This is a genomic window from Rickettsiales bacterium, assembly GCA_029252805.1.
Taxonomy (GTDB): Bacteria; Pseudomonadota; Alphaproteobacteria; order Rickettsiales; family JALZUV01; genus JALZUV01.
Genome location: JAQXAR010000001.1, coordinates 1 through 19973 on the forward strand (window position 1 = coordinate 1; position 19973 = coordinate 19973).

The following is a 19973-nucleotide window of genomic DNA, read 5'->3' on the forward strand; positions in this document are numbered from 1 at the left end:
CCAGCTCCAGATTCATGGAGCATGGTTAGACAACAGGAGTAATAAGGGTGGTATTTCACAAGTTGACTCCACCGAGGCTGGCGCGCCGGCTTCAAAGTCTCCCACCTATTCTACACGTATTAATCCTATTGCCACTGTAAAGCTATAGTAAAGGTGCACGGGGTCTTTCCGTCTGACCGCGGGAACTCCGCATCTTCACGGAGAATTCAATTTCGCTGAGTCGATGTTGGAGACAGTGGGGAATTCGTTACGCCATTCGTGCGGGTCGGAACTTACCCGACAAGGAATTTCGCTACCTTAGGACCGTTATAGTTACGGCCGCCGTTCACCGGGGCTTCAATTCAGAGCTCTCACTCCTCCTTTTAACCTTCCGGCACCGGGCAGGCGTCAGGCCCTATACATCGTCTTAAAGACTTAGCAGAGCCCTGTGTTTTTACTAAACAGTCGATACCCCCTGGTCTGTGCCCCCCACCCAAAGTTGCCTTCGAATGGGGCTCCCTTATCGCGAACTTACGGGAGTAATTTGCCTAGTTCCTTCAACATCGTTCTCTCAAGCGCCTTGGTATACTCTACCATTCTACCTGTGTCGGTTTCGGGTACGGTTTATAATTGTGGAGCTATTTCCTGGAACCGCTTCACGGCCTCCACCAATCCAATTAGGGGAGACAATTTACGCGATCCGTCACTACCACAAAGTACAGGAATATTAACCTGTTTCCCATCGACTACGGCTTTCGCCCTCGCCTTAGGGGCCGACTAACCCTGCTCTGATTAGCATAACGCAGGAACCCTTAGAATTTCGGCGGGAGAGTTTCTCACTCTCCTTGTCGCTACTCATGTCAACATTCTCTCTTCTGATACCTCCACCATTCCTTACAGACTGGCTTCGACGGCTTACAGAATGCTCCGCTACCGCTTACACAATAAAGTGTAAACCCTAAGCTTCGGTAGATCATTTAATCCCCGGTACATCTTCGTCGCAGAACAACTTAATTAGACCAGTGAGCTATTACGCTTTCTTTAAAGGATGGCTGCTTCTAAGCCAACCTCCTGGTTGTTTTGGTCGTTCCACATACTTCCCAACTTAATGATCATTTGGGGACCTTAGCTGTAGGTCTGGGTTGTTTCCCTTTCCACTATGGACGTTAGCATCCACAGTGTGTCTGCCGTGCATTACTCATCGGTATTCGGAGTTTGGTTAGGGTTGGTAAGGCGGTGAGCCCCCCTAGCCTATCCAGTGCTCTACCCCCGATGGTATTCACACGACGCACTACCTAAATAGTTTTCGCGGAGAACTAGCTATTTCCGAGTTTGATTGGCCTTTCACCCCTAGACACAAGTCATCCCCCCATTTTTCAACATAGGTGGGTTCGGTCCTCCAGTGCATGTTACTGCACCTTCAACCTGCTCATATCTAGATCACCCGGTTTCGAGTCTACTCCGTATAACTCATGCGCCCTATTAAGACTTGCTTTCGCTGCGCCTACACCTAACGGTTTAAGCTTGCTATACAGAGTAAGTCGTTGACCCATTATACAAAAGGTACGCGGTCAGAGACATAAGTCTCCTCCCACAGCTTGTAAGCATCCGGTTTCAGGAACTGTTTCACCCCCCTTATCGGGGTACTTTTCACCTTTCCCTCACGGTACTGGTACACTATCGGTCATATGCGAGTACTTAGGCTTGGAGCGTGGCCGCCCCATATTCGAACAGGATTACACGTGTCCCGCCCTACTCAAGGATCAAAAAGCTTTTTACCGATACGGGGCTATCACCCACTATGGCGCGCCTTTCCAGGACGCTTCTCGTTATTACTTAATGACCACTGGCCTGATCCCTGTTCGCTCGTCACTACTAAGGGAGTCTCTGTGATTTCCTTTCCTCCGGCTACTTAGATATTTCAGTTCACCGGGTTCGCTTCTTACACCTATTTATTCAGTGTAAGATACCCCAAAAGGGGTGGGTTTCCCCATTCAGAAATCTTCGGATCAAAGGGTATTGGCACCTCCCCGAAGCTTATCGCAGCCTATCACGTCTTTCATCGCCTGCATATGCCAAGGCATCCACCAGATGCCCTTCTCATATTTGAGTTTTATTATGGTTGCTCTTTGGCAACCGTAACGACAACTTGAATTACAACGTATACAGAGCAAAAATTGTTCTATATATCGTTAAATTATCAAGCAAATTTTTAGCAACATCAACTCATGCGTTTTTTAAATGCCACTCGGGATAACGATTGAGTGGCACCCGCATGTGTTGTTGTAATATTCTATTTATAGTTCGCTTTGTATTCTATCAGCCGCAGCCTCAAGATATAAACCGAACATGAATATTACTATGTCAGAATAACCTATAAACAATTTCAAATAACATTCCGTTCAGCGCTTCGTTTCTAGTGTTTCCCCGCTGAAGGGAGGCTGGTTATAGCCGCGACTTTTCTAACCGTCAACGGCTAAAGTGAATTTTTTTCATCTTTTTTTCGTTGTTCCCATTTTATGCCTATTTTCCAGCCATTTGCTGTGCACTTAAATCTCATGAGCATGCAGGCTGACATCTCTTTTCCACAGTAAAGCACCTCTTTTGCCCCCTCCAGACCCCCAGATTCACTAAAGTTTACACAAATTATCACAGTGATAAGCGCCTTCTTATCCCCATTTTGTATCTGCTTGTGGATGAATTGGGGGTTTTTGGGTCGATTTTTTAAAGCCCCCCCCCTAAAACGCAAAAAAAGGGTAAGAAACAACTTTCCTACCCTTTTACCAAATCGTCAGCGATTGCAATCATACCCCTTCGCTGCGAGCTCAGCCTCGCACCACTCGCACAGCCAATCTTTTTCTCGCCAAGCATCGCTTATCTCCCTTTGAGAAGGGTTGTTTCCAAGAACGACTTCTATTCTTTTAACAAACTCCTCTACCGCTTTCTTGCAATCTGCAGGGCGCGGTCGAAAGATGGGCGCATCAGGCTCAAATTGAGTTTCTGGTGCGGGTAGCGGTTTTTTTATCCTTGCCACCAGGCTCTCAGATTGAGTGCCTGGAAAGGAAATGACTGCAATTCCTACAAGACTAAAGACGGCGCATACTATCAACAACACAGATTTGAATGTTGATTTTGTTTTTTTGCCTTTTGTTGTAACTTGTAGTTTGATTTCTTTGACTTGTTTTACCATGATGAATGTTGATTTTGTCTGCCTTCTGGGCAGGGGAATGAGAAAAATTTCTCGACCCAGAAAGAAACAAAAAATAATCGTCAAATCATTTAGTCTTCTGGGGATCTTTTGCAGCTATCATCAGTAGATACAGAGCTCTTCTTCTAAAATATTAAAGGAACAGGTGTAACCGACCGGCTCAAGCGCTTTTACGGGAGTTATTTTAAAGTAAAAGGGGCAAAAAATCAGTAGATTATAACAAATCGAGACGCTTAAGCCTAATGACAATCTCGTGACAAACGACAAAGACCTTCGCATTTAGGGTTTTAGCACTGTCGGGCATTCTCACTGTGACTGAAAATCCCCTTCAACTTTAACGCTTTGTTCATCATTGCCTGCCACGTTGATGGATATTGGCATGAGAATCGCATCGTGTCATAACTGAAGTTTAAGAAAGAGGAATTGCGTCGATGCTATTTATTATTGGATTTATTACCGTTTGTGCCTGCGTCATGGGCGGTTATATGGCGCATGGCGGGAATCCCGCTATCTTATGGCAGCCGACTGAGGTCTTAATCATTTGTGGGGCCGCCGCTGGTTCATTCATGATTTCCAACCCGCCAAAGGTTCTGAAGCAATCTATGGCGGCGTTAAAATACCTCATGAAAGGCTCGCCTTTTAAAAAGCAAGATTATGTCGACCTCCTCTGCCTACAATATGTCGTATTCAAACTCATTAAGAGCAAGGGCATGCTTGAGATTGAGTCTCATATTGAAGCACCTAAAGATTCAAACCTCTTTTCGCAATATCCTAATTTCGTGAAAAACCACCATGCAATGCACTTTTTCTGCGACTATTTGCGGATCATGACCATGGGCGTGGAAGATCAATATCAAATTGAAGACCTAATGGATGCGGATTTAGAGGCTGCTCATCACGAACATCATGTTGTCGCTCATGCATGGGTTAACTTAGGTGACGCCTTCCCCGCGCTCGGTATTGTCGCCGCAGTACTGGGTGTTATTATTACGATGGGTAGTATCAGTGAGCCGCCCGAGATTCTTGGTAAGTTGATTGGTGCGGCACTCGTAGGGACCTTCCTTGGTATTTTGATCGCTTACGGTTTCGTGAGTCCTATTGGTAGTTTCCTCGGTAAATATTTCGATGATGAACACCAATATCTCATGTGTATGCGGGCCGGCATCTTATCGCATTTAAAAGGCAACGCCCCAGCAGTAACGGTCGAATTTGCACGTAATGGAATCCCCCCTGCGGAACGCCCAGACTTTAAAACAGTTGAGGATGCTTGCTCAGCAGCAACTGCATAGCGAGGGCACATTATGGCTAACAAGAGCGATCAACCCATCATCATCATCAAGAAGATCAAGAAGGTCAGTGGTGGCCACCACGGGGGTGCGTGGAAAGTCGCCTATGCCGATTTCGTAACCGCAATGATGGCATTTTTCCTATTATTATGGCTACTCGCGGCCGCCTCTGAAGAACAGAAACAAGGCCTGCAAGAATATTTCACCCCGACCATTGGCTTAAAAGATTCACAAGGCATCGGCTTTGATGGCGGGGACTCCTCCACCTCTGAAGATGGCACTTCTAAAACCGATACATCCCAAGTTAATCTCGTGCTTAAACAACCGGATGCGGGCGAAATCACGAATGATGATAAAGAGTCTGCCGTCGATGGCGATGAAGAAAGCCTGATGTTTGACGATGCGAAAAAGGAAATCGCGCAAGCCGTAGAGTCAGACCCTAGCTTAAGTGACTTTAGCGAAAATATCATGATGGAGCAAAGTCCAGAGGGCCTCAAGATTGAGCTGCGCGATTCAGATAAATACACGATGTTTAAACCTGGCAGCACCGAGCTTAGCGATGCTGGCAAAAAACTCCTCACAAGCATGACGCCGATTATCCGTAAACTGCCGAACCATATCTCGCTTAGCGGCCATACGGATGCGCTCGCTTATTCCGGCAAAAATAAGAAATACTCAAACTGGGAACTTTCGACAGACCGGGCCTTATCAGCGCGTCGCTTCTTGGAAAGTAATGCGCTGACCGCCGAGCGCGTCAAAAAGATCGTCGGCTATTCTTCCAGTAATCTGGTTTTACCGGATAATCCAACCTCATCGGTTAACCGCCGTATTGAGATCATCCTGCTGCGTGGCTCACATCTTTCACTATTACCTCAAGCACAAACCGCTCCTCGTTCGCTTCTTACCGTGCCAAATGCCAGCAATACATTGAAAAAACGTCAACAGAGAATCCGTGAAGAAGAGGCATCCACTTCGCTATTATCTGCACCGGACTCTTCCCTCTCCACGGCGCCGCAAGCAACTGCCCCCATTCAGGCTGAGCCAATTAAGGCTGAACCACAATACTAAAACCCTTCTTTTGCCAAAAGCATATTTAAGGTGTAAATAGGGTTTCATGACGATGAACGATCTTACATTACAAACAGAGCACCCGCCTACCGAACAGCCTGGCGAGGGCGATACGGATGTGTTGGAAGCCAAGCCGAAGCAAAAGCTTCAGCGCCCCTCTTTCTATAAGGTGGTGTTGTTAAATGATGATTTCACCCCCATGGACTTTGTGGTGAAGGTCTTGGAAAGCATCTATCATAAATCCACTGAAGAAGCGGCGAGTATCATGATGCAGGTGCATCAAAAAGGCGCGGGTTTATGCGGTGTATTCACGCGTGATGTCGCAGAAACCAAGGTTGATCAAACCCTCTACCTCGCTCGCCAAAATGACCATCCGCTGCAATGCGTTATGGAAAAAGACGCTTAACTGCCCTTTAAAAATTTCAGTTTTTTTGCATCCTAACCCTTTCTTAAGCTTCTGCTAACGTCATGTTAAGAGTTTGTCGGTAAAGTAAGGGTATAAACAAGAGGACATTATGCTTTCTAAAAATCTGGAACAAACACTCCACCGCACACTCGGCCTAGCAAAAGACTATGGCCATGAATATGCCACATTGGAGCATCTATTACTGGGACTAACACAGGATACAGACGCCTCGCCCATTTTACGTGGCTGCGGCGTGAATCTTGGCGACCTACAAGATGCATTGGTTGATTTCATTGAAAATGACCTAAGCGCCCTTGCGATAGAGAGTATTGACGAAGCAAAACCTACCGCTGGGTTTCAACGTGTTATCCATCGTGCAGCCATTCATGTGCAATCGGCCGGTAAAAGCGAGGTCACGGGCGCGAATGTGCTCGTTGCCCTCTTCTCAGAACGCGAAAGCCACGCCGTATTCTTCTTGCAAGAACAAGATATTAACCGCCTCGATGTAGTGAACTATATCAGCCATGGTATCGTTAAATATGGCGATTTCATGCGTGTTGGCACGCCTGCCAAACAAGATAAAACCGAAAACACAGACCGCGAAGAAGAAACCGCAGGTGAATTCGGCGCGAACGCACAAGGCGGCTCCAAAGATGGCAAAGAAGCCATCGCGCAATATACCGTTGATCTAAATAAGAAGGCACTCTCGGGCAAAACCGATATCCTCATTGGTCGCGAAAAAGAAGTGGAGCGCACGATTCAAGTGCTTTGCCGCCGCAGCAAAAATAACCCACTCTATGTAGGTGAAGCCGGCGTCGGTAAAACCGCCATTGCAGAAGGCCTCGCCCTGCGTATCACACGCGGTGAAGTGCCTGATGTGTTGAAAAATGCCGTAATCTTCTCACTGGACATGGGCTCACTCCTTGCCGGAACACGCTATCGCGGTGACTTTGAAGAACGTATGAAAGCCGTCATTACCGAAATTGAAAAACTTCCGGGTGCGGTTCTGTTTATTGACGAAATCCACACGATTATGGGTGCAGGCTCCACTTCTGGTGGCGCACTCGATGCTTGTAACTTGCTGAAACCAGCCTTGGCTCGCGGATCCATTAAGTGCGTTGGTTCAACCACTTACAAAGAATACCGCAACCATGTCGAAAAAGATCACGCGCTAGCACGTCGTTTCCAGAAAATCGATGTGGCTGAGCCAAATATCGAAGATAGCATCAAGATCCTACGTGGCTTGAAACCTTATTATGAAGAGCACCATAAGGTAAAATTCACAACTGCGGCAATCAAAGCGTCTGTGGAACTTTCTTCACGCTATATCCATGACCGCCACTTACCCGATAAAGCGATCGACGTGATGGATGAAGCGGGGGCAGCACAAATGCTCTTGCCAGAAGGCCAGCGTCGCAAAACGATCGGTCTACGCCAGATCGAAGATATCGTCGCAAAAATCGCGAAGATGCCGAGTAAGTCTTTATCTTCAGACGACACAGAACAACTCAAAAATATCGAACAAAACCTCAGACTTACCGTGTTCGGCCAGAATGACGCGATCGAACAACTCGCTTCTGCCGTGAAAATGTCGCGTGCGGGCTTACGTGAACCTGAGAAACCTATCGGCAACTACCTCTTCACCGGCCCGACCGGTGTGGGTAAAACCGAAGTTGCCTTGCAACTTTCCAAAGCGATGGGCATGGAACTAACCCGTATCGACATGTCAGAATATATGGAAAAACATGCGATCTCTCGCCTTATCGGCGCCCCTCCAGGCTATGTCGGGTATGAACAAGGCGGCGTTTTAACCGATGCGGTCGATAAAAACCCCTATTGCGTCATCCTTCTCGATGAAATCGAAAAAGCGCATCAGGATGTTTACAATATCCTGCTGCAAGTGATGGATTACGGTAAACTCACCGATAATAACGGCAAAACCGTCGATTTCCGCAATGCGATCATCATTATGACCAGTAATGCCGGGGCGGCAGATATGGAACGCGCCCCAATTGGCTTTAACCGTGAAGCACGAACCGGTGAAGATACCGAAGCGGTCAACCGCCTCTTCACACCGGAATTCCGTAACCGTTTGGATGCGATCGTGCCCTTCACTCACCTCGATAGCGAAGTGGTGAGCCATGTCGTCGATAAATTCATCGCCAAACTTGAAGGTCAGCTGCAAGAGCGTAACGTACAGATTATCCTTTCTGACGATGCCCGCGACTGGTTATCTGAAAAAGGCTATGACCGCAAGAACGGCGCTCGCCCGCTATCTCGCCTCATTACCGAGAAAATCAAGAAACCATTGGCAGATGAAGTGTTATTCGGCAAGTTGACCAAAGGCGGTACGGTAACCGTGGTATTGAAGAAAGACGAACTCACCTTCGATTTCGACAAGCCCGAACCCAAAAAGCGCAAACCCCGCAAAGTAGAAGCGGACGCTTAGGAATTCACCTGTCGTAGCCAGTCTGGTCCGTTATAGATAAAGTCAGGCGGGGCGATATGGGCTTTGCGATCGGTTGATAAGGCCCAGCTGATGGGCTGATTATCGAAATGAATCCAAATATAGATGGGGCGCTGTTCGCGTTTATATTCGCGACCAACCGCTTGTATCAAGGTTTCTAATGGCATCATACGACGCTCCTACGCTCGTTTAAACAAAGCGGCACCCGTGTTTCCACGAGTGCCGGGGTGTTCAAAAATCACGCGAACATGACCGCAACGCCTTCGGCGTGAGCCTATTTTATAACGTCGCCACCCCGACCCAGTCGAGATGAACGTTTGAAACGATAGCGTTCACTATCGGTCCGCGAGAGGTTTTGAAGCCCCGGGCCAGCGAACTAGCTTGGCGACAGAATAACAAAAGCCATAAAGGTTGTCACCCCACCGAATAATTCTCCTCACCTTCACACAATCTTTAAATTCATCTGATATGCTAATGCTATGAATGAAATGAAAATGACTCTTTTAGTCGCTGGGCTCCTCCTATGCCCCCTCGCCCCTGCTAACGCAGAATATGTGAAGTCGGGCACAGGGTTTTTTATTAGCAAGGCCGGGCATATTATTACAAATGAACATGTGGTGAAGGGCTGCGATACGGTACGTATCCGTGGAGCCGTCGCCCCAACCGAGGCAAAAGTGATCAAGATTGATGCGGATATTGATCTCGCGCTCTTAAAAACAACAACTATCCCACCACGCGTCGCGCCGATTCGCGAAAAGGGGATTCCAATTCGCAAGGGCGAAAAGCTACTCGTGATTGGCTATCCGGAAAAACACGGGCAGACCGGCATTTACAAGGTCAGCCACTCTAAAGTGAAAGATACCATCGACCCGATGGGCGGCGATAAATGGGTGCAATTTGAAGATTCGGCACGCCATGGCAATAGCGGCGGCCCTTTATTGGATAAAAGCGGCAATGTTATCGGCGTGGTCATGGGAAAAGCCCAACTAACACGCACCAACCTCATTAGCGGACGGGTTGAGAATGTGGGCAGTAGCGATCTCGCGATCAGCCTACCGCATTTATGGAATTTTTTAGAGGGTGAGAATGTCTATACCGTCACCATGCATTCAGCCCTACAGCATGGCCAAGGCTATTTAGAACGCATGGCCTCTGAGATGATCGTCAATATTCACTGCGTGGAGTGATTAAACGGTACGCTCAGTGGGACTATCTTTTCGAGTGGCAGGGTCGTGTTCAGCTGCATGATTACCGGATTTTCCTACACCGCCTCCGTCTAAAATAGCACGGACTTGATCTTCGGCACTCACGACCGCGTCTCTGCCCTGCGTTTTGGCACGGTTCTTTTCACGCATTTGACGCATGATTTTATCGGTAAATTTCTCTTTAGGCTTTACCTCGGGATTACCGCCATCAAGATCTGGCTGAACCTGTACCCCAGCATATTGCGCTTGGTTTAATAAATCGCCGCCTATTAGATTAGAGGGGACCGTACCGCTTTTTCGAAGCATATGATCCAGCTTCGACGGCACATCTACATTGGTGTACCCCTTAGGATATTTCGCATAAAACTCTTCCTCCGATATGATACGAATAGGGCCCCCGCCATACTTAAAAAGCGTACCATCAAAACTTTTTTCATTTACTTGCGTCGTAAATTTTCGCCAGTCATCTTGCTTGAAGAATTCACCAACCGCGCCAGCACTTTCATCAACCGTCGTTCGGCCAGCATGTTCCGCTGCCGCATCTATGGTCTTTCTACGTGTTAGAACGTCGATAAGCGCCTGCCCCCAACCTCGTGCAATTTCTGTCCCATTTACATGCTGATTTCGGCCACCCTGTTCATTTCTTGTATAGTTCGTGGTTCTTCCGTTGCTAACTTTCAGGCTTGATATGAACCGAGACCCCTCCACCGCAGTTAAAGTGTAGGTACCGTTTTCATTAACAGCTCTCACCACCTCTGTTACCGGTCCGTCAAACTCAAAAATATTGATATCCATAACCGGCTCAAACGCCTTACCATGGCTATTTTGCTCAACAAGCCATGAGGTCACTTTTCTATTTGGTTTTTTAAATAGACCGCCGCCTTTATTAAAATCTACAGTCTCATTACCCTTAATGCGCCTGCCGTCAAAATCGGCAGGGTCTGGCTGTGGTGGCGCTGGTGGCGCAGCTGCGCTCGTGCCTGTTACTCCTCCCGGCGCACCTGTTACTACCGGCGCAACGGGTTGGGATGCCCGTGCCTCAAAGCTTTCAAGCTGTGCAAACGAGGGGCCGCCAGATTGTCCGGCTTTTGCTAACCATCCGACAAGATCGTTGCTACCCGTAGAATCGTGAGCCGCGTTAAGCTTCGCACATACTCCCATAGGAACGTCCGTCCACGCAGGATCTTTTATAAGCCAATGCCTTTTATCAACAGCGGGGATCCCTTTCGAAGCGAGGTCTTCCGCCACTTTAATCAATGCTTGCAGTTCAGGACTTATATCACTCAAGCTGCCGCTAGCGGGTGTTGGAGTAGGCGCAGGCGGAGGCGGAGCGGCGACAATAGTTTTGATTTCACGGCGTTTTTCGGCAGCGGCCGCAACATCAGCTTTGTCAGCGTTAGAGATCCCTGCAATCAGCAGTTTGCCCGTCGTCTTTCCTAACTCTATATCTTTTAATTGGCTGGGCGTGAAAAGAACCGCAGCAACTTGGGCTTGGTAGGGTCCCAAGTTTGCAGGATCAACCCCGTCAGACCTCATCTTCTCCATAAGATCTTCCATTACTTGATCGGCAAGTTTTGAGTCGTAGTGTTTGAGGATCATATATTCTGCACAAAGATGCTGGATCGATCCTTCTCCATATTCATTCGCTACCGGCTGCGCTATGTTCGTTACAGCTACTGCCGCCATTATTACTGTCTCAATTCCTACCATCACATACCTTCTCGCATCATAAATAACTTTCTATTCCTAAATTATACCAGCTGTGGATAAGTAAAGTGTTAAGCTTTTATGACAATCTTTTTGATCGTCGTGGCGCACAACAGGAGCGTGATAGCGGTCACTGGGACCCAACCCAACAAAAAAGCCCGCCGGTAAGGGCGGGCTTTCCTGTTTTGGTTTGAGTGTTTTTTTAGTTAACACCCGTAATTTTGTAACTGCCTGTTGCACAGCCACCAGTAGAACCAATTGAGGCTTTATCAGCACCCAATGCATCTACGAGTGTGGTTGCACCAAAGACGAGCGCAATACCGAGCGCTACGATCAAGGCCATACCCCATGAGATCTTACCCATGAGTGCACCAATACCGATAATGATCAAAGCGATCGTCGCGATCCCTTTACCGACGGCACCGGTGAAGAAACTAACAATGTTACAAAGAACATTATCAAGCGCTGTGCCCTTACCCATATCGGTCGCCAATGCTTCCAATGGTAACATGGCAAAAACTGCCACTGCAGCAATTGCAAGCGTACCACGCCACATTAGCTCAACTGTTTCGTTTGTTTGTGTATTTGAGTTCATTTTTTACTCCTCGCATCCTTATAATAATAAATTGCTTTAACATTTTAGGTTTAGCACAGCAATGTGACAGCCTCGTGACAAAACACTAAATTGGGTGCATTTGTCTAAAAATTGTCATTTTACCGTTTGTATCCACCTAACCTAATGCTAAAAGCATAATAAATCGTTAATACTAAACTAAGATGGAGAATAACATGTCTGCAGCGACGGCTAAAATCGAATCCCTCGGAATTACTATTCCCGAAGCTAAAAGCGCGCCCGGCGCGGCTTATGTGCCATATACAGAACATAATGGCATGGTCACCATTTCTGGCCAGTTACCAATGCAAAATGGCGAATTGCAGTTTGTGGGTAAACTTGGCAAAGACTTTTCGATCGAAGAAGGTCAGGAATGCGCACGTATTTGCGGGCTAAACATCCTATCTCAATTGCGCGCGGCCTGTGGTGGGGACCTTAATAAGGTGAAGAAAACCCTCCGCCTTGGTATCTTTGTACATTCTACTGAAGATTTCACCGATGCTCCTGCCGTTGCAAATGGCGTCTCGAACCTCTTTAAAGAGATCTTTGGTGACGAAGTCGGTGCCCACGCACGCTTTGCTGTCAATACAGCGCAACTTCCTTTTGGCGTCGCCGTTGAAGTGGACGGCACCTTCATTATTGAGAACTAAAACAAACCGATATTCAAAAACACTAAAAACCCTCGTTAACATGGGGGTTTTTATTTACCTATCCAACGAATAACTATTGAGATTATCCGTATAAATCATCTGATCCTCATGAAATTCAGTACGGTGGTGATAAATATACAGAATATTATCTAACTCCATTTTCCCTTCCTTCCATGTATCTATCGGATTCATAAGTTGAACGGTGAAATACGGAAAGACTCGGCGAAATGTATTATTGTAACGCACGGTGAAAAGATCTTCAAAAGCGGGCGAGCTAATCACATTACTCATCAAAACACCGTTATCTTTCAGATGCTTCTTCGCTTCCGATAAAAACTCATAGGTCACCACTTCAGCCGGCACCGTACGAATGTTCGTATAAGCATCCAAAATGATAGCATCATATGTCTGATCGTCACGCACCAAAAATGCACGCGCTGACATGGGTGCAAAACTCTTATTCTTGCCTAGAGGTTTCGGCAATAAATGCTTCTCAGCCGTCTCTTTGAGCGAGGCGTCAATATCGACATAAGTATATTCGTTGAAATCATCATCCACACCCAAAGTAAAACCGCCCGCACCGATAACGAGGATTTTCTTCGGTATCCCGGCCTTAATTGCAGGAGCCGCAATGGTTTCTTCAATAAAGCTTATATATCCGAATCGGTTATCAGGATTTTCTGCGTAAATTGACGACATAGAGCGATTAATCTCCATGACCACTCGCTCATTTTTTGGATCAGAATGAATTTTCACAATACTATATTGATTATTCTCAACCACCCCCAACTTCGCCAGCAACGCGTCGTTATTCAGCAAAAATACGAACCCAAACATGAAGAGCGCGATCACATTATCAAAATCTTTCCAACGGCGCGTCAACATAAAGACAATCAGCACTAAAAGCCCAATCGTAAAGACCAGCGTATAGTGCACGCCGATCGTCATCATCAATACAATGGTCGAAAAGACAGAGCCCGCAAAACTACCCATCGTCGAGAAGAACAACATCTTACCGGTAATGGCGCTCAAATGCTCGCGAGAGAAGTAATTGCTAAGCAGCGGGATTGTTTGAGCCAGTAAAAAGACAGGATAGACAAGGAAAATAAAACAGAATATCGCGGTTTGCGGAATATGATGGATGATACCCAAACCATTCAATAACCCAAAGAACAGCTCTTGGCATAGATAAGAAAGACCAAATGCGAGCGGAATCATCGCACTGAGCAAATTTTTCAGCAAAATCTTGCGAATAGAGACCACTTTCCCTTTACGCTTGCGTTGCTCTGCCTGAAAGCGCTGTCCGCCAGCATGATATCCAACCGCCAGCGGCAGTAAAACAGCACTAATCACGATCGCAATCACTTCCGTACCACTGCCGACAAAAGGCACGAGGGTACGAATGGCGATTAGCTCACAAGCAAGAACAACATAGCCTTCCAGCAATATCGTCAAAAATAGCAACTGATTTTTATTCATCAATTAAGCCGCTTCGGAGAGCGCTTTCGTATAATCAGCTTGCGTACATGCGCGGATTTCAGCTTCACTCACGCCTTCTGCCAATTCGACCAAGCGCAGTTTGCCATCCACAACATCAAATACGCCCATATCGGTGATGATCATATCCACCACCTGAGTGCCCGTCAGCGGCAGATTGCATTCTTTCACCAATTTCGGCGAACCGTCTTTGGCATTGTGATCCATCAACACAACAATTTTTTTCACACCGGCGACCAAATCCATCGCGCCACCCATGCCTTTGACCATCTTGCCCGGAATCATCCAATTAGCGAGATCGCCATTTTGCGCGACCTCCAATGCACCTAAGATAGTCAAATCAATATGACCGCCGCGAATCATCGCAAAAGATTCCGCAGAATCAAAATAGACCGATTCCGGTAATTCTGAAATCGTTTGCTTACCGGCATTGATCAAATCCGCATCCACTTGATCTGAATAGGGAAAAGGCCCCATACCCAGCATACCATTTTCTGAATGCAACGTGACACTAATGCCGTGCGGGATGTAATTGGCAACCAAAGTCGGCATACCAATCCCTAGATTTACATAAAAACCATCGCGCAATTCTTCGGCTGCGCGCTGTGCCATTTGTTCACGTGTCCAAGCCATGCTATGAGTTTAGCTGTTATGAGTTTGACTGACAATGAGAAAGCGACACGCCGGCGCGAGAATAAGCAGATGCGCCTAGAGTCTTTGCGCAAACGCTACTGGCAAGCCACCGGTGAGGATCTGCCGGAGATAGCGACTCAGCGCGGATGGGAGGTTCAGGAAACCGAAGCTTTCCAGCGCATTATCCTCGATCATGTATGCAAATGCGTGTGGTATGATAAACTCAAAGAACCGGCAATTATGAATATGTCCGAGGCACAATTGCGCAAAGCCGTCTATCTCGCGCAAGATATGGTAACCGGCGCCCGCCCCCTAGAGCCACTGAATGAACAAAGCCTGCAATGGCGTGCCGAGCGGAAATCCGGGACTTGGAAAGGGAAAAGGTAATGATCAACCTGAATTTATTTGCACGTCCATTTATCAACATCACGCCCAGTCGTGCAATGGATACTGAAACAAGCTCAGCATGACATACCCCACTATCCCAAGGATAGGCGAACAAGGCGAGCCCGCCAGATTTCTGGCGTAAGCCTGCCTGGCGCATGAACGCCATATAAGTTTGACTCTTTGGCAAACTTATATGAAAAGAACCCATGGCAAAATTTTTGATTGTAAGCGGCAATTTTTACCGCGATTTGGCAGATGAACTTCTCAAAGGCGCAAAAGCGGCTTTGGAAACATCTGGACATGAAGCTGAAGCGGTGGAAGTGCCCGGCGCGTTAGAGATACCGCAAGCCATTCGCTATGGCATCGAAAGCGGCAACTATGCGGGCTATATCGCACTTGGTACCGTCATTCGCGGCGAAACCGCGCATTATGATGTGGTCGCTGGCGAAAGCAGCCGCGCCCTTATGGACATGGCACTAGAACATCAAGCGCCTATGGGCAACGGCATCCTCACCGTTGAAACTCGCGACCAAGCCTGGACCCGCGCCAATATACATGAAAAAAATAAAGGCGCCGATGCCGCAAATGCTGCCATCAGCCTTTATGAGTTAAAATCCAAAATCTAACTATCGCTTAATCAAAACTTTTTGCAGTAACTCGCCGCATTCGCTGTAGCGGCGGATTTCTTTTGAGGTGGTGACATGCCATTCGCCAGAATTAAACGCAATTTTAGCACCGGAAGGACGTGGCAGCGTCACCTCTGGGCAGTCACTTATATTTACCGTGACGGCGCGAGTGGGGCTCTGCGTAATGGCTACCGCACTCTCGCTTGCACGCTTCGCCACGACGGCTCCGACCCATAAAAAGCCGCCAATTAACATAATTCCAACAGATATAACTGTTACTTTCAATACCTTAGGTGCACCGTCAGACATTTTTTCTCTCAATTGCTTTACTCGTTGAGCAAAATAGCGTAACTTTCGGCTCTGTCTAATAATAAAAAAACATACAGACAAATAGACGAGGGAACATGCAACTATTTAGCTCCAAAAAGGCGACCGAAACGGAAGCCAAAGCCGCACCTGGCCCAGCATTAAACAAAAAACGCGCTCATGTAATTGTGACGGGCAATGAAAAAGGTGGTTCAGGTAAAACGACCACTACCATGCACCTGATTGTGGCATTATTGCGCCTCGGCTTTAAAGTGGGAACGATCGATATCGATTCTCGCCAACGCACCCTCTCGCGCTATATGGAAAATCGCAAACACACCATCCGCAAACAAGATGTGACGCTGCCTGAATCTAGCCATTTGGTGATTCAGAAAAGCCCATTCAACATTGTGGATGACGCGCAATCAGACGAAAATGAACGCTTCACGGATGGCATTAGCCGTTTGATGGAAGAGAATGACTTTGTCGTGATCGACAGCCCGGGTAACGATACCTACCTTTCACGCCTCGCGCATTCTTATGCCGATACTGTGATTACACCGATCAATGATAGCTTCGTTGATCTGGATGTTTTGGCAACCGTTGATGGCGCCACGATGCGTGTGATTCGCCCGTCTATCTATTCTGAAATGGTGTGGGAACAAAAGCTCTGCCGCGCAAAACGCGATGGTGGCAGCATTGAATGGATCGTTATGCGTAACCGCCTCACGACCATTGATGCACGCAATAAACGCTACATGAATCAGGTTCTAACCGAGCTTTCACGCCGTATCGGTTTCCGTGTAGCACCGGGCTTTAGTGAACGTGTCATTTACCGTGAGCTATTCCTGCAAGGCCTAACGGTGCTCGATATCATGGATGTGAGCAACAATGTGAATGTCTCTATGTCGCATATTACGGCACGACAGGAAGTGCGTGATTTGCTCAAGACTCTCAAAATCGAGAAGATCGATGACCGTATCAGCGAGCTTCGCACCAAGCCTGAGAAGAAAGACGCGAAAAAGCCAGCCACTGCCAAGAAAACCGCTAAAAAGTCAGCCAATGACGATGCGACAAAAACCAAGGCAGCAGCCAAGAAGTCGGCAGCGAAACCCACTGAAAAACTTAGTCCTGCTACATTCAAGCAGGAAAAAGAAGTTGCGGCCGCCTCTTAGGCTCATTCTCACCTAATTCGCTTGCCTTCGCTTTAACGAGCGCTAGGGTAATTGTATCTTTAAACTACTAATGGATGAGGCCTTCGCTCATGAAAATTTCTTTTGCTCAAATTTCACGTTTCAAACCCGCTGCTAAAACCGCTCGTGGAGCTCTTGTTCTACTCGTTCCAGAAGGCCGCACTTTACCAAAGTGGGTCAATGATATTGACCGCGACGCTTACGGTAAGATCAAAAAATCTATCGCAAGCAGCCGCTTTGAAGCGAAAAAGAAACAAATTCTTACGATCCTCGCCCCGGAAGGCCTACAGTATGAGCAGCTCATCCTTATCGGCACCGGTAAAGGAAAAGAGCTCGGCAGCGCGTGTCTGGAACAAATTGGCGGCGCGCTTATTGGCGAGTTAAACCAGCTTGGCATTAAACAAGCCAACGCCCTCTGCCCTGAAATAAAAGGCTGCAAGCTATCCCAAGCAGAGGCAGCGACGCATCTTGCAATCGGTTTTAAACTAAAATCATACCGTTTTGATAAGTATAAAACCAAACTCAAACCTGCTGATAAGCCCAGCCTAACAAGTATAACCATCGCGACCAATGATTCACGCGAAGCAGAAATCGCTTACGGCATCCAAGATAAGGTGCTTGATGGCACGTTTTTCACTCGCGATCTCGTCAATGAGCCGGGCAATGTCATCGAACCGGAAAGCTATGCGAAGCTTATCGAAAAAACGCTCGCTCCTTTAGGCGTAAAGATCGAAGTTCTTGGCGAGAAAGAAATGACTAAGTTAGGCTGTGGGTCTTTACTAAGCGTTGGCCAAGGCTCACGAAAAGAATCTAAAATGGTCATCATGAAGTGGGACGGCGGCAAGAAAAAAGACCAGCCGATCGCTTTTGTCGGTAAAGGCGTGACCTTCGATACCGGCGGCATCAGCATCAAGCCTTCCAACGGTATGGAAGAAATGAAAATGGATATGGGCGGCTCCGGCACCGTAGTCGGCCTCATGATGGCACTTGCCAAACGTAAGGCCAAAGCCAATGTGGTCGGCGTGGTTGGCCTAGTTGAGAATATGCCAGATGGCAATGCAAGTCGTCCGGGTGATGTGGTGACCTCGCTTTCAGGTAAAACCATTGAGATCCTCAACACCGATGCGGAAGGCCGTCTCGTGCTCGCTGATTGCCTCTGGTACACCCAAGATAAATATAAACCCCAATTCATGGTGAATCTGGCGACACTTACAGGTGCCATTCTGGTTGCACTCGGCGAAACAACCGGCGGACTCTTTTCGAACAACGATAAGCTCTCACAGCACTTGTTAGAGGCATCTGAGGCAACAAATGAAAAACTATGGCGCCTCCCAATGGGTCCTGAATATGACGAGTTAATCAACTCACCAATTGCTGACATGCAAAATATCAGCTCCGGTCGCTGGGGTGGCTCTATCACTGCAGCGCAGTTCTTAGAGCGTTTTGTGAATGATCTGCCTTGGGCACATTTGGATATTGCTGGCGTTGCAACGGCGAGCAAGAATTTCGATACCTGCCCCAAAGGCGCCACCGGTTTCGGCGTTCGCCTGCTCAATGATATGATTACGAAACATTACGAGAAGTAAGGCTTCTCGCTTTACTCCATTTAATCATTGGCTTTTCTAGCAAGTGCCAGCTCATGGCTGAGAGCACTAACACGCATGGTATAATCACCCACAGTGATAGGGCTAGGTTAGCCTCTAGGTAAGGCTTTAGCAGTAATATGACCGTCAGATGCCACAGGTAAATACCGTAAGAAATATCGCCTAAATAAGAAAATGCGCGATAGAGTAAGTTGGGTTTTGGCAACGGCGGCAACCAGATGAAGAACGCCAGTAGCAGCGTAAAAGCCAACGCGATCAGGCTTCGCCAGAAGATCACCATTGTCGGATTATGCCAATAGCCCGCATCCATCCAGTAGGTTTGAAACGCCACAATCATCACCGCCACTAATACCGCTAATAATACGAGTCCTTGCTGGCGCATCGTGCCCGGCCATTTCTCTAATGGGTAGTGATGCAGCAAGAGTGCTAACGCCGCACCGGCCGCAAATTCATCAAGCATCATAGGCATTTGCACCATGACACCAAAAAGCTGACTGCCCGATAGGCCGAATTTCTCTGCCACGACCCATGCGATACCGCGCAAGCTCCACGCCGCAACGACCCCGGCGAGAAATAGGCTCACAGCCTTTCTCCTCACCCACCAAGGCGACGTGATAAGCGCAAAGAGATAGAAATGCACCTCAATACCCACAGACCAATTAATGCCATTAATCGAACCAAATGTGTGCGGTAAAAACGGATGGGTGAAGGTAAAATGCGTCAACCAATGCACCCAGACATAGGAATTAAACAGAGTCGGTTGTACGGCGATGGCATAAACCAGCAATGTAACCAGATAGAGCGGCACAATCCGACCTGCTCTGCGCCAAAGAAATTCGCGTGCTAAGGGCTTAAACTGCGTATGTCGGGTATGTAGTTGAATGAGCGACCAGGCAATAACAAAGCCACTAATCACGAAGAACAGATCGACCGACATCCAACCGACTTTGAACCAAACTAGACCGTAACCTATAGGAAACGTCTCCCAGCTATAATGTTCAATCACATGGTAAACCAGCACCGAAAGCGCCGCAAAAGCCCGCAGTAAATTTACATGCGGGAAATACGTTCTAGCAACGGCTGAAGATTCGAGACTCATAAGAGTCAGCTATCAGGAAATAGAGGAAATAGCAAAATG

The 19973-nt window shown here is 47.5% G+C and carries 17 protein-coding genes, 1 rRNA gene and 1 pseudogene; 10 read left to right on the forward strand and 9 right to left on the reverse strand.

Going from position 1 to position 19973, the window contains the following annotated elements:
• Window positions 1-2090: ribosomal RNA gene (locus tag P8P30_00005) — 23S ribosomal RNA — on the reverse strand; the annotation flags it as partial.
• A 680-nt stretch (window positions 2091-2770) separates the two neighbouring features.
• Complete coding sequence (locus P8P30_00010; GenBank protein ID MDG1285930.1) at window positions 2771-3169, reverse strand: hypothetical protein; 399 nt, start codon at window positions 3167-3169, stop codon at window positions 2771-2773.
• A gap of 449 nt (window positions 3170-3618) precedes the next feature.
• Between P8P30_00010 and motA the strand changes: the two genes are divergently transcribed.
• The 4 genes from motA to clpA all read left to right on the forward strand — a co-directional run bounded on the left by motA (window position 3619) and on the right by clpA (window position 8396).
• On the forward strand, window positions 3619-4476 hold the full coding sequence (gene motA, locus P8P30_00015) for a flagellar motor stator protein MotA (protein MDG1285931.1): 858 nt from the start codon (window positions 3619-3621) through the stop codon (window positions 4474-4476).
• 12 nt (window positions 4477-4488) lie between these two features.
• Complete coding sequence (locus P8P30_00020) at window positions 4489-5541, forward strand: flagellar motor protein MotB (GenBank protein ID MDG1285932.1); 1053 nt, start codon at window positions 4489-4491, stop codon at window positions 5539-5541.
• A 46-nt stretch (window positions 5542-5587) separates the two neighbouring features.
• The gene (gene clpS / locus P8P30_00025) at window positions 5588-5947 is read left to right on the forward strand and encodes an ATP-dependent Clp protease adapter ClpS (protein ID MDG1285933.1); all 360 of its coding nucleotides are present in this window, start codon (window positions 5588-5590) and stop codon (window positions 5945-5947) included.
• A gap of 109 nt (window positions 5948-6056) precedes the next feature.
• Window positions 6057-8396: an ATP-dependent Clp protease ATP-binding subunit ClpA gene (clpA, locus tag P8P30_00030; GenBank protein MDG1285934.1), complete on the forward strand. Its 2340-nt coding sequence runs from the start codon at window positions 6057-6059 to the stop codon at window positions 8394-8396.
• On the opposite strand, the gene P8P30_00035 is transcribed toward clpA, so the two are convergent.
• The gene (locus P8P30_00035) at window positions 8393-8584 is read right to left on the reverse strand and encodes a hypothetical protein (protein MDG1285935.1); all 192 of its coding nucleotides are present in this window, start codon (window positions 8582-8584) and stop codon (window positions 8393-8395) included. The two genes, clpA and P8P30_00035, sit on opposite strands and share 4 nt — an antisense overlap.
• A gap of 309 nt (window positions 8585-8893) precedes the next feature.
• On the opposite strand from P8P30_00035, the gene P8P30_00040 reads away from it, so the two are divergent.
• Window positions 8894-9601 carry a serine protease gene (locus P8P30_00040; protein ID MDG1285936.1) on the forward strand — a complete coding sequence of 236 codons (708 nt, stop codon included), beginning with the start codon at window positions 8894-8896 and terminating at the stop codon, window positions 9599-9601.
• On the opposite strand, the gene P8P30_00045 is transcribed toward P8P30_00040, so the two are convergent.
• A complete protein-coding gene (locus P8P30_00045) occupies window positions 9602-11305 on the reverse strand; it encodes a hypothetical protein (GenBank protein MDG1285937.1) in 1704 nt (567 codons plus the stop codon).
• A gap of 223 nt (window positions 11306-11528) precedes the next feature.
• Complete coding sequence (locus P8P30_00050; GenBank protein ID MDG1285938.1) at window positions 11529-11921, reverse strand: TrbC/VirB2 family protein; 393 nt, start codon at window positions 11919-11921, stop codon at window positions 11529-11531.
• A 194-nt stretch (window positions 11922-12115) separates the two neighbouring features.
• Between P8P30_00050 and P8P30_00055 the strand changes: the two genes are divergently transcribed.
• Window positions 12116-12589 carry a RidA family protein gene (locus P8P30_00055; GenBank protein ID MDG1285939.1) on the forward strand — a complete coding sequence of 158 codons (474 nt, stop codon included), beginning with the start codon at window positions 12116-12118 and terminating at the stop codon, window positions 12587-12589.
• 54 nt (window positions 12590-12643) lie between these two features.
• Here the strand turns inward: P8P30_00055 and P8P30_00060 are convergent, their stop codons facing one another.
• Window positions 12644-14068 (reverse strand): fused MFS/spermidine synthase, encoded by a 1425-nt coding sequence (locus P8P30_00060; protein ID MDG1285940.1) that lies wholly within the window; start codon window positions 14066-14068, stop codon window positions 12644-12646.
• 3 nt (window positions 14069-14071) lie between these two features.
• Window positions 14072-14719, reverse strand: coding sequence for a CoA transferase subunit B (locus P8P30_00065; protein ID MDG1285941.1), 648 nt, complete (start codon window positions 14717-14719; stop codon window positions 14072-14074).
• Between the two features lie 3 nt (window positions 14720-14722).
• Here P8P30_00065 and P8P30_00070 point away from each other — a divergent pair, with 3 nt between their 5' ends.
• Together P8P30_00070 and ribH are read left to right on the forward strand one after the other, a co-directional pair.
• Complete coding sequence (locus P8P30_00070; GenBank protein ID MDG1285942.1) at window positions 14723-15106, forward strand: hypothetical protein; 384 nt, start codon at window positions 14723-14725, stop codon at window positions 15104-15106.
• Between the two features lie 206 nt (window positions 15107-15312).
• A complete protein-coding gene (ribH, locus tag P8P30_00075; protein ID MDG1285943.1) occupies window positions 15313-15732 on the forward strand; it encodes a 6,7-dimethyl-8-ribityllumazine synthase in 420 nt (139 codons plus the stop codon).
• Here the strand turns inward: ribH and P8P30_00080 are convergent, their stop codons facing one another.
• Window positions 15733-16041, reverse strand: coding sequence for a hypothetical protein (locus P8P30_00080; GenBank protein MDG1285944.1), 309 nt, complete (start codon window positions 16039-16041; stop codon window positions 15733-15735).
• 182 nt (window positions 16042-16223) lie between these two features.
• On the opposite strand from P8P30_00080, the pseudogene P8P30_00085 reads away from it, so the two are divergent.
• A pseudogene (locus tag P8P30_00085) lies at window positions 16224-17003 on the forward strand (division plane positioning ATPase MipZ).
• A 299-nt stretch (window positions 17004-17302) separates the two neighbouring features.
• On the forward strand, window positions 17303-18817 hold the full coding sequence (locus P8P30_00090) for a leucyl aminopeptidase (GenBank protein ID MDG1285945.1): 1515 nt from the start codon (window positions 17303-17305) through the stop codon (window positions 18815-18817).
• On the opposite strand, the gene P8P30_00095 is transcribed toward P8P30_00090, so the two are convergent.
• Window positions 18795-19934: an acyltransferase gene (locus tag P8P30_00095; GenBank protein ID MDG1285946.1), complete on the reverse strand. Its 1140-nt coding sequence runs from the start codon at window positions 19932-19934 to the stop codon at window positions 18795-18797. The two genes, P8P30_00090 and P8P30_00095, sit on opposite strands and share 23 nt — an antisense overlap.
• Between the last annotated feature and the right edge of the window lie 39 nt (window positions 19935-19973).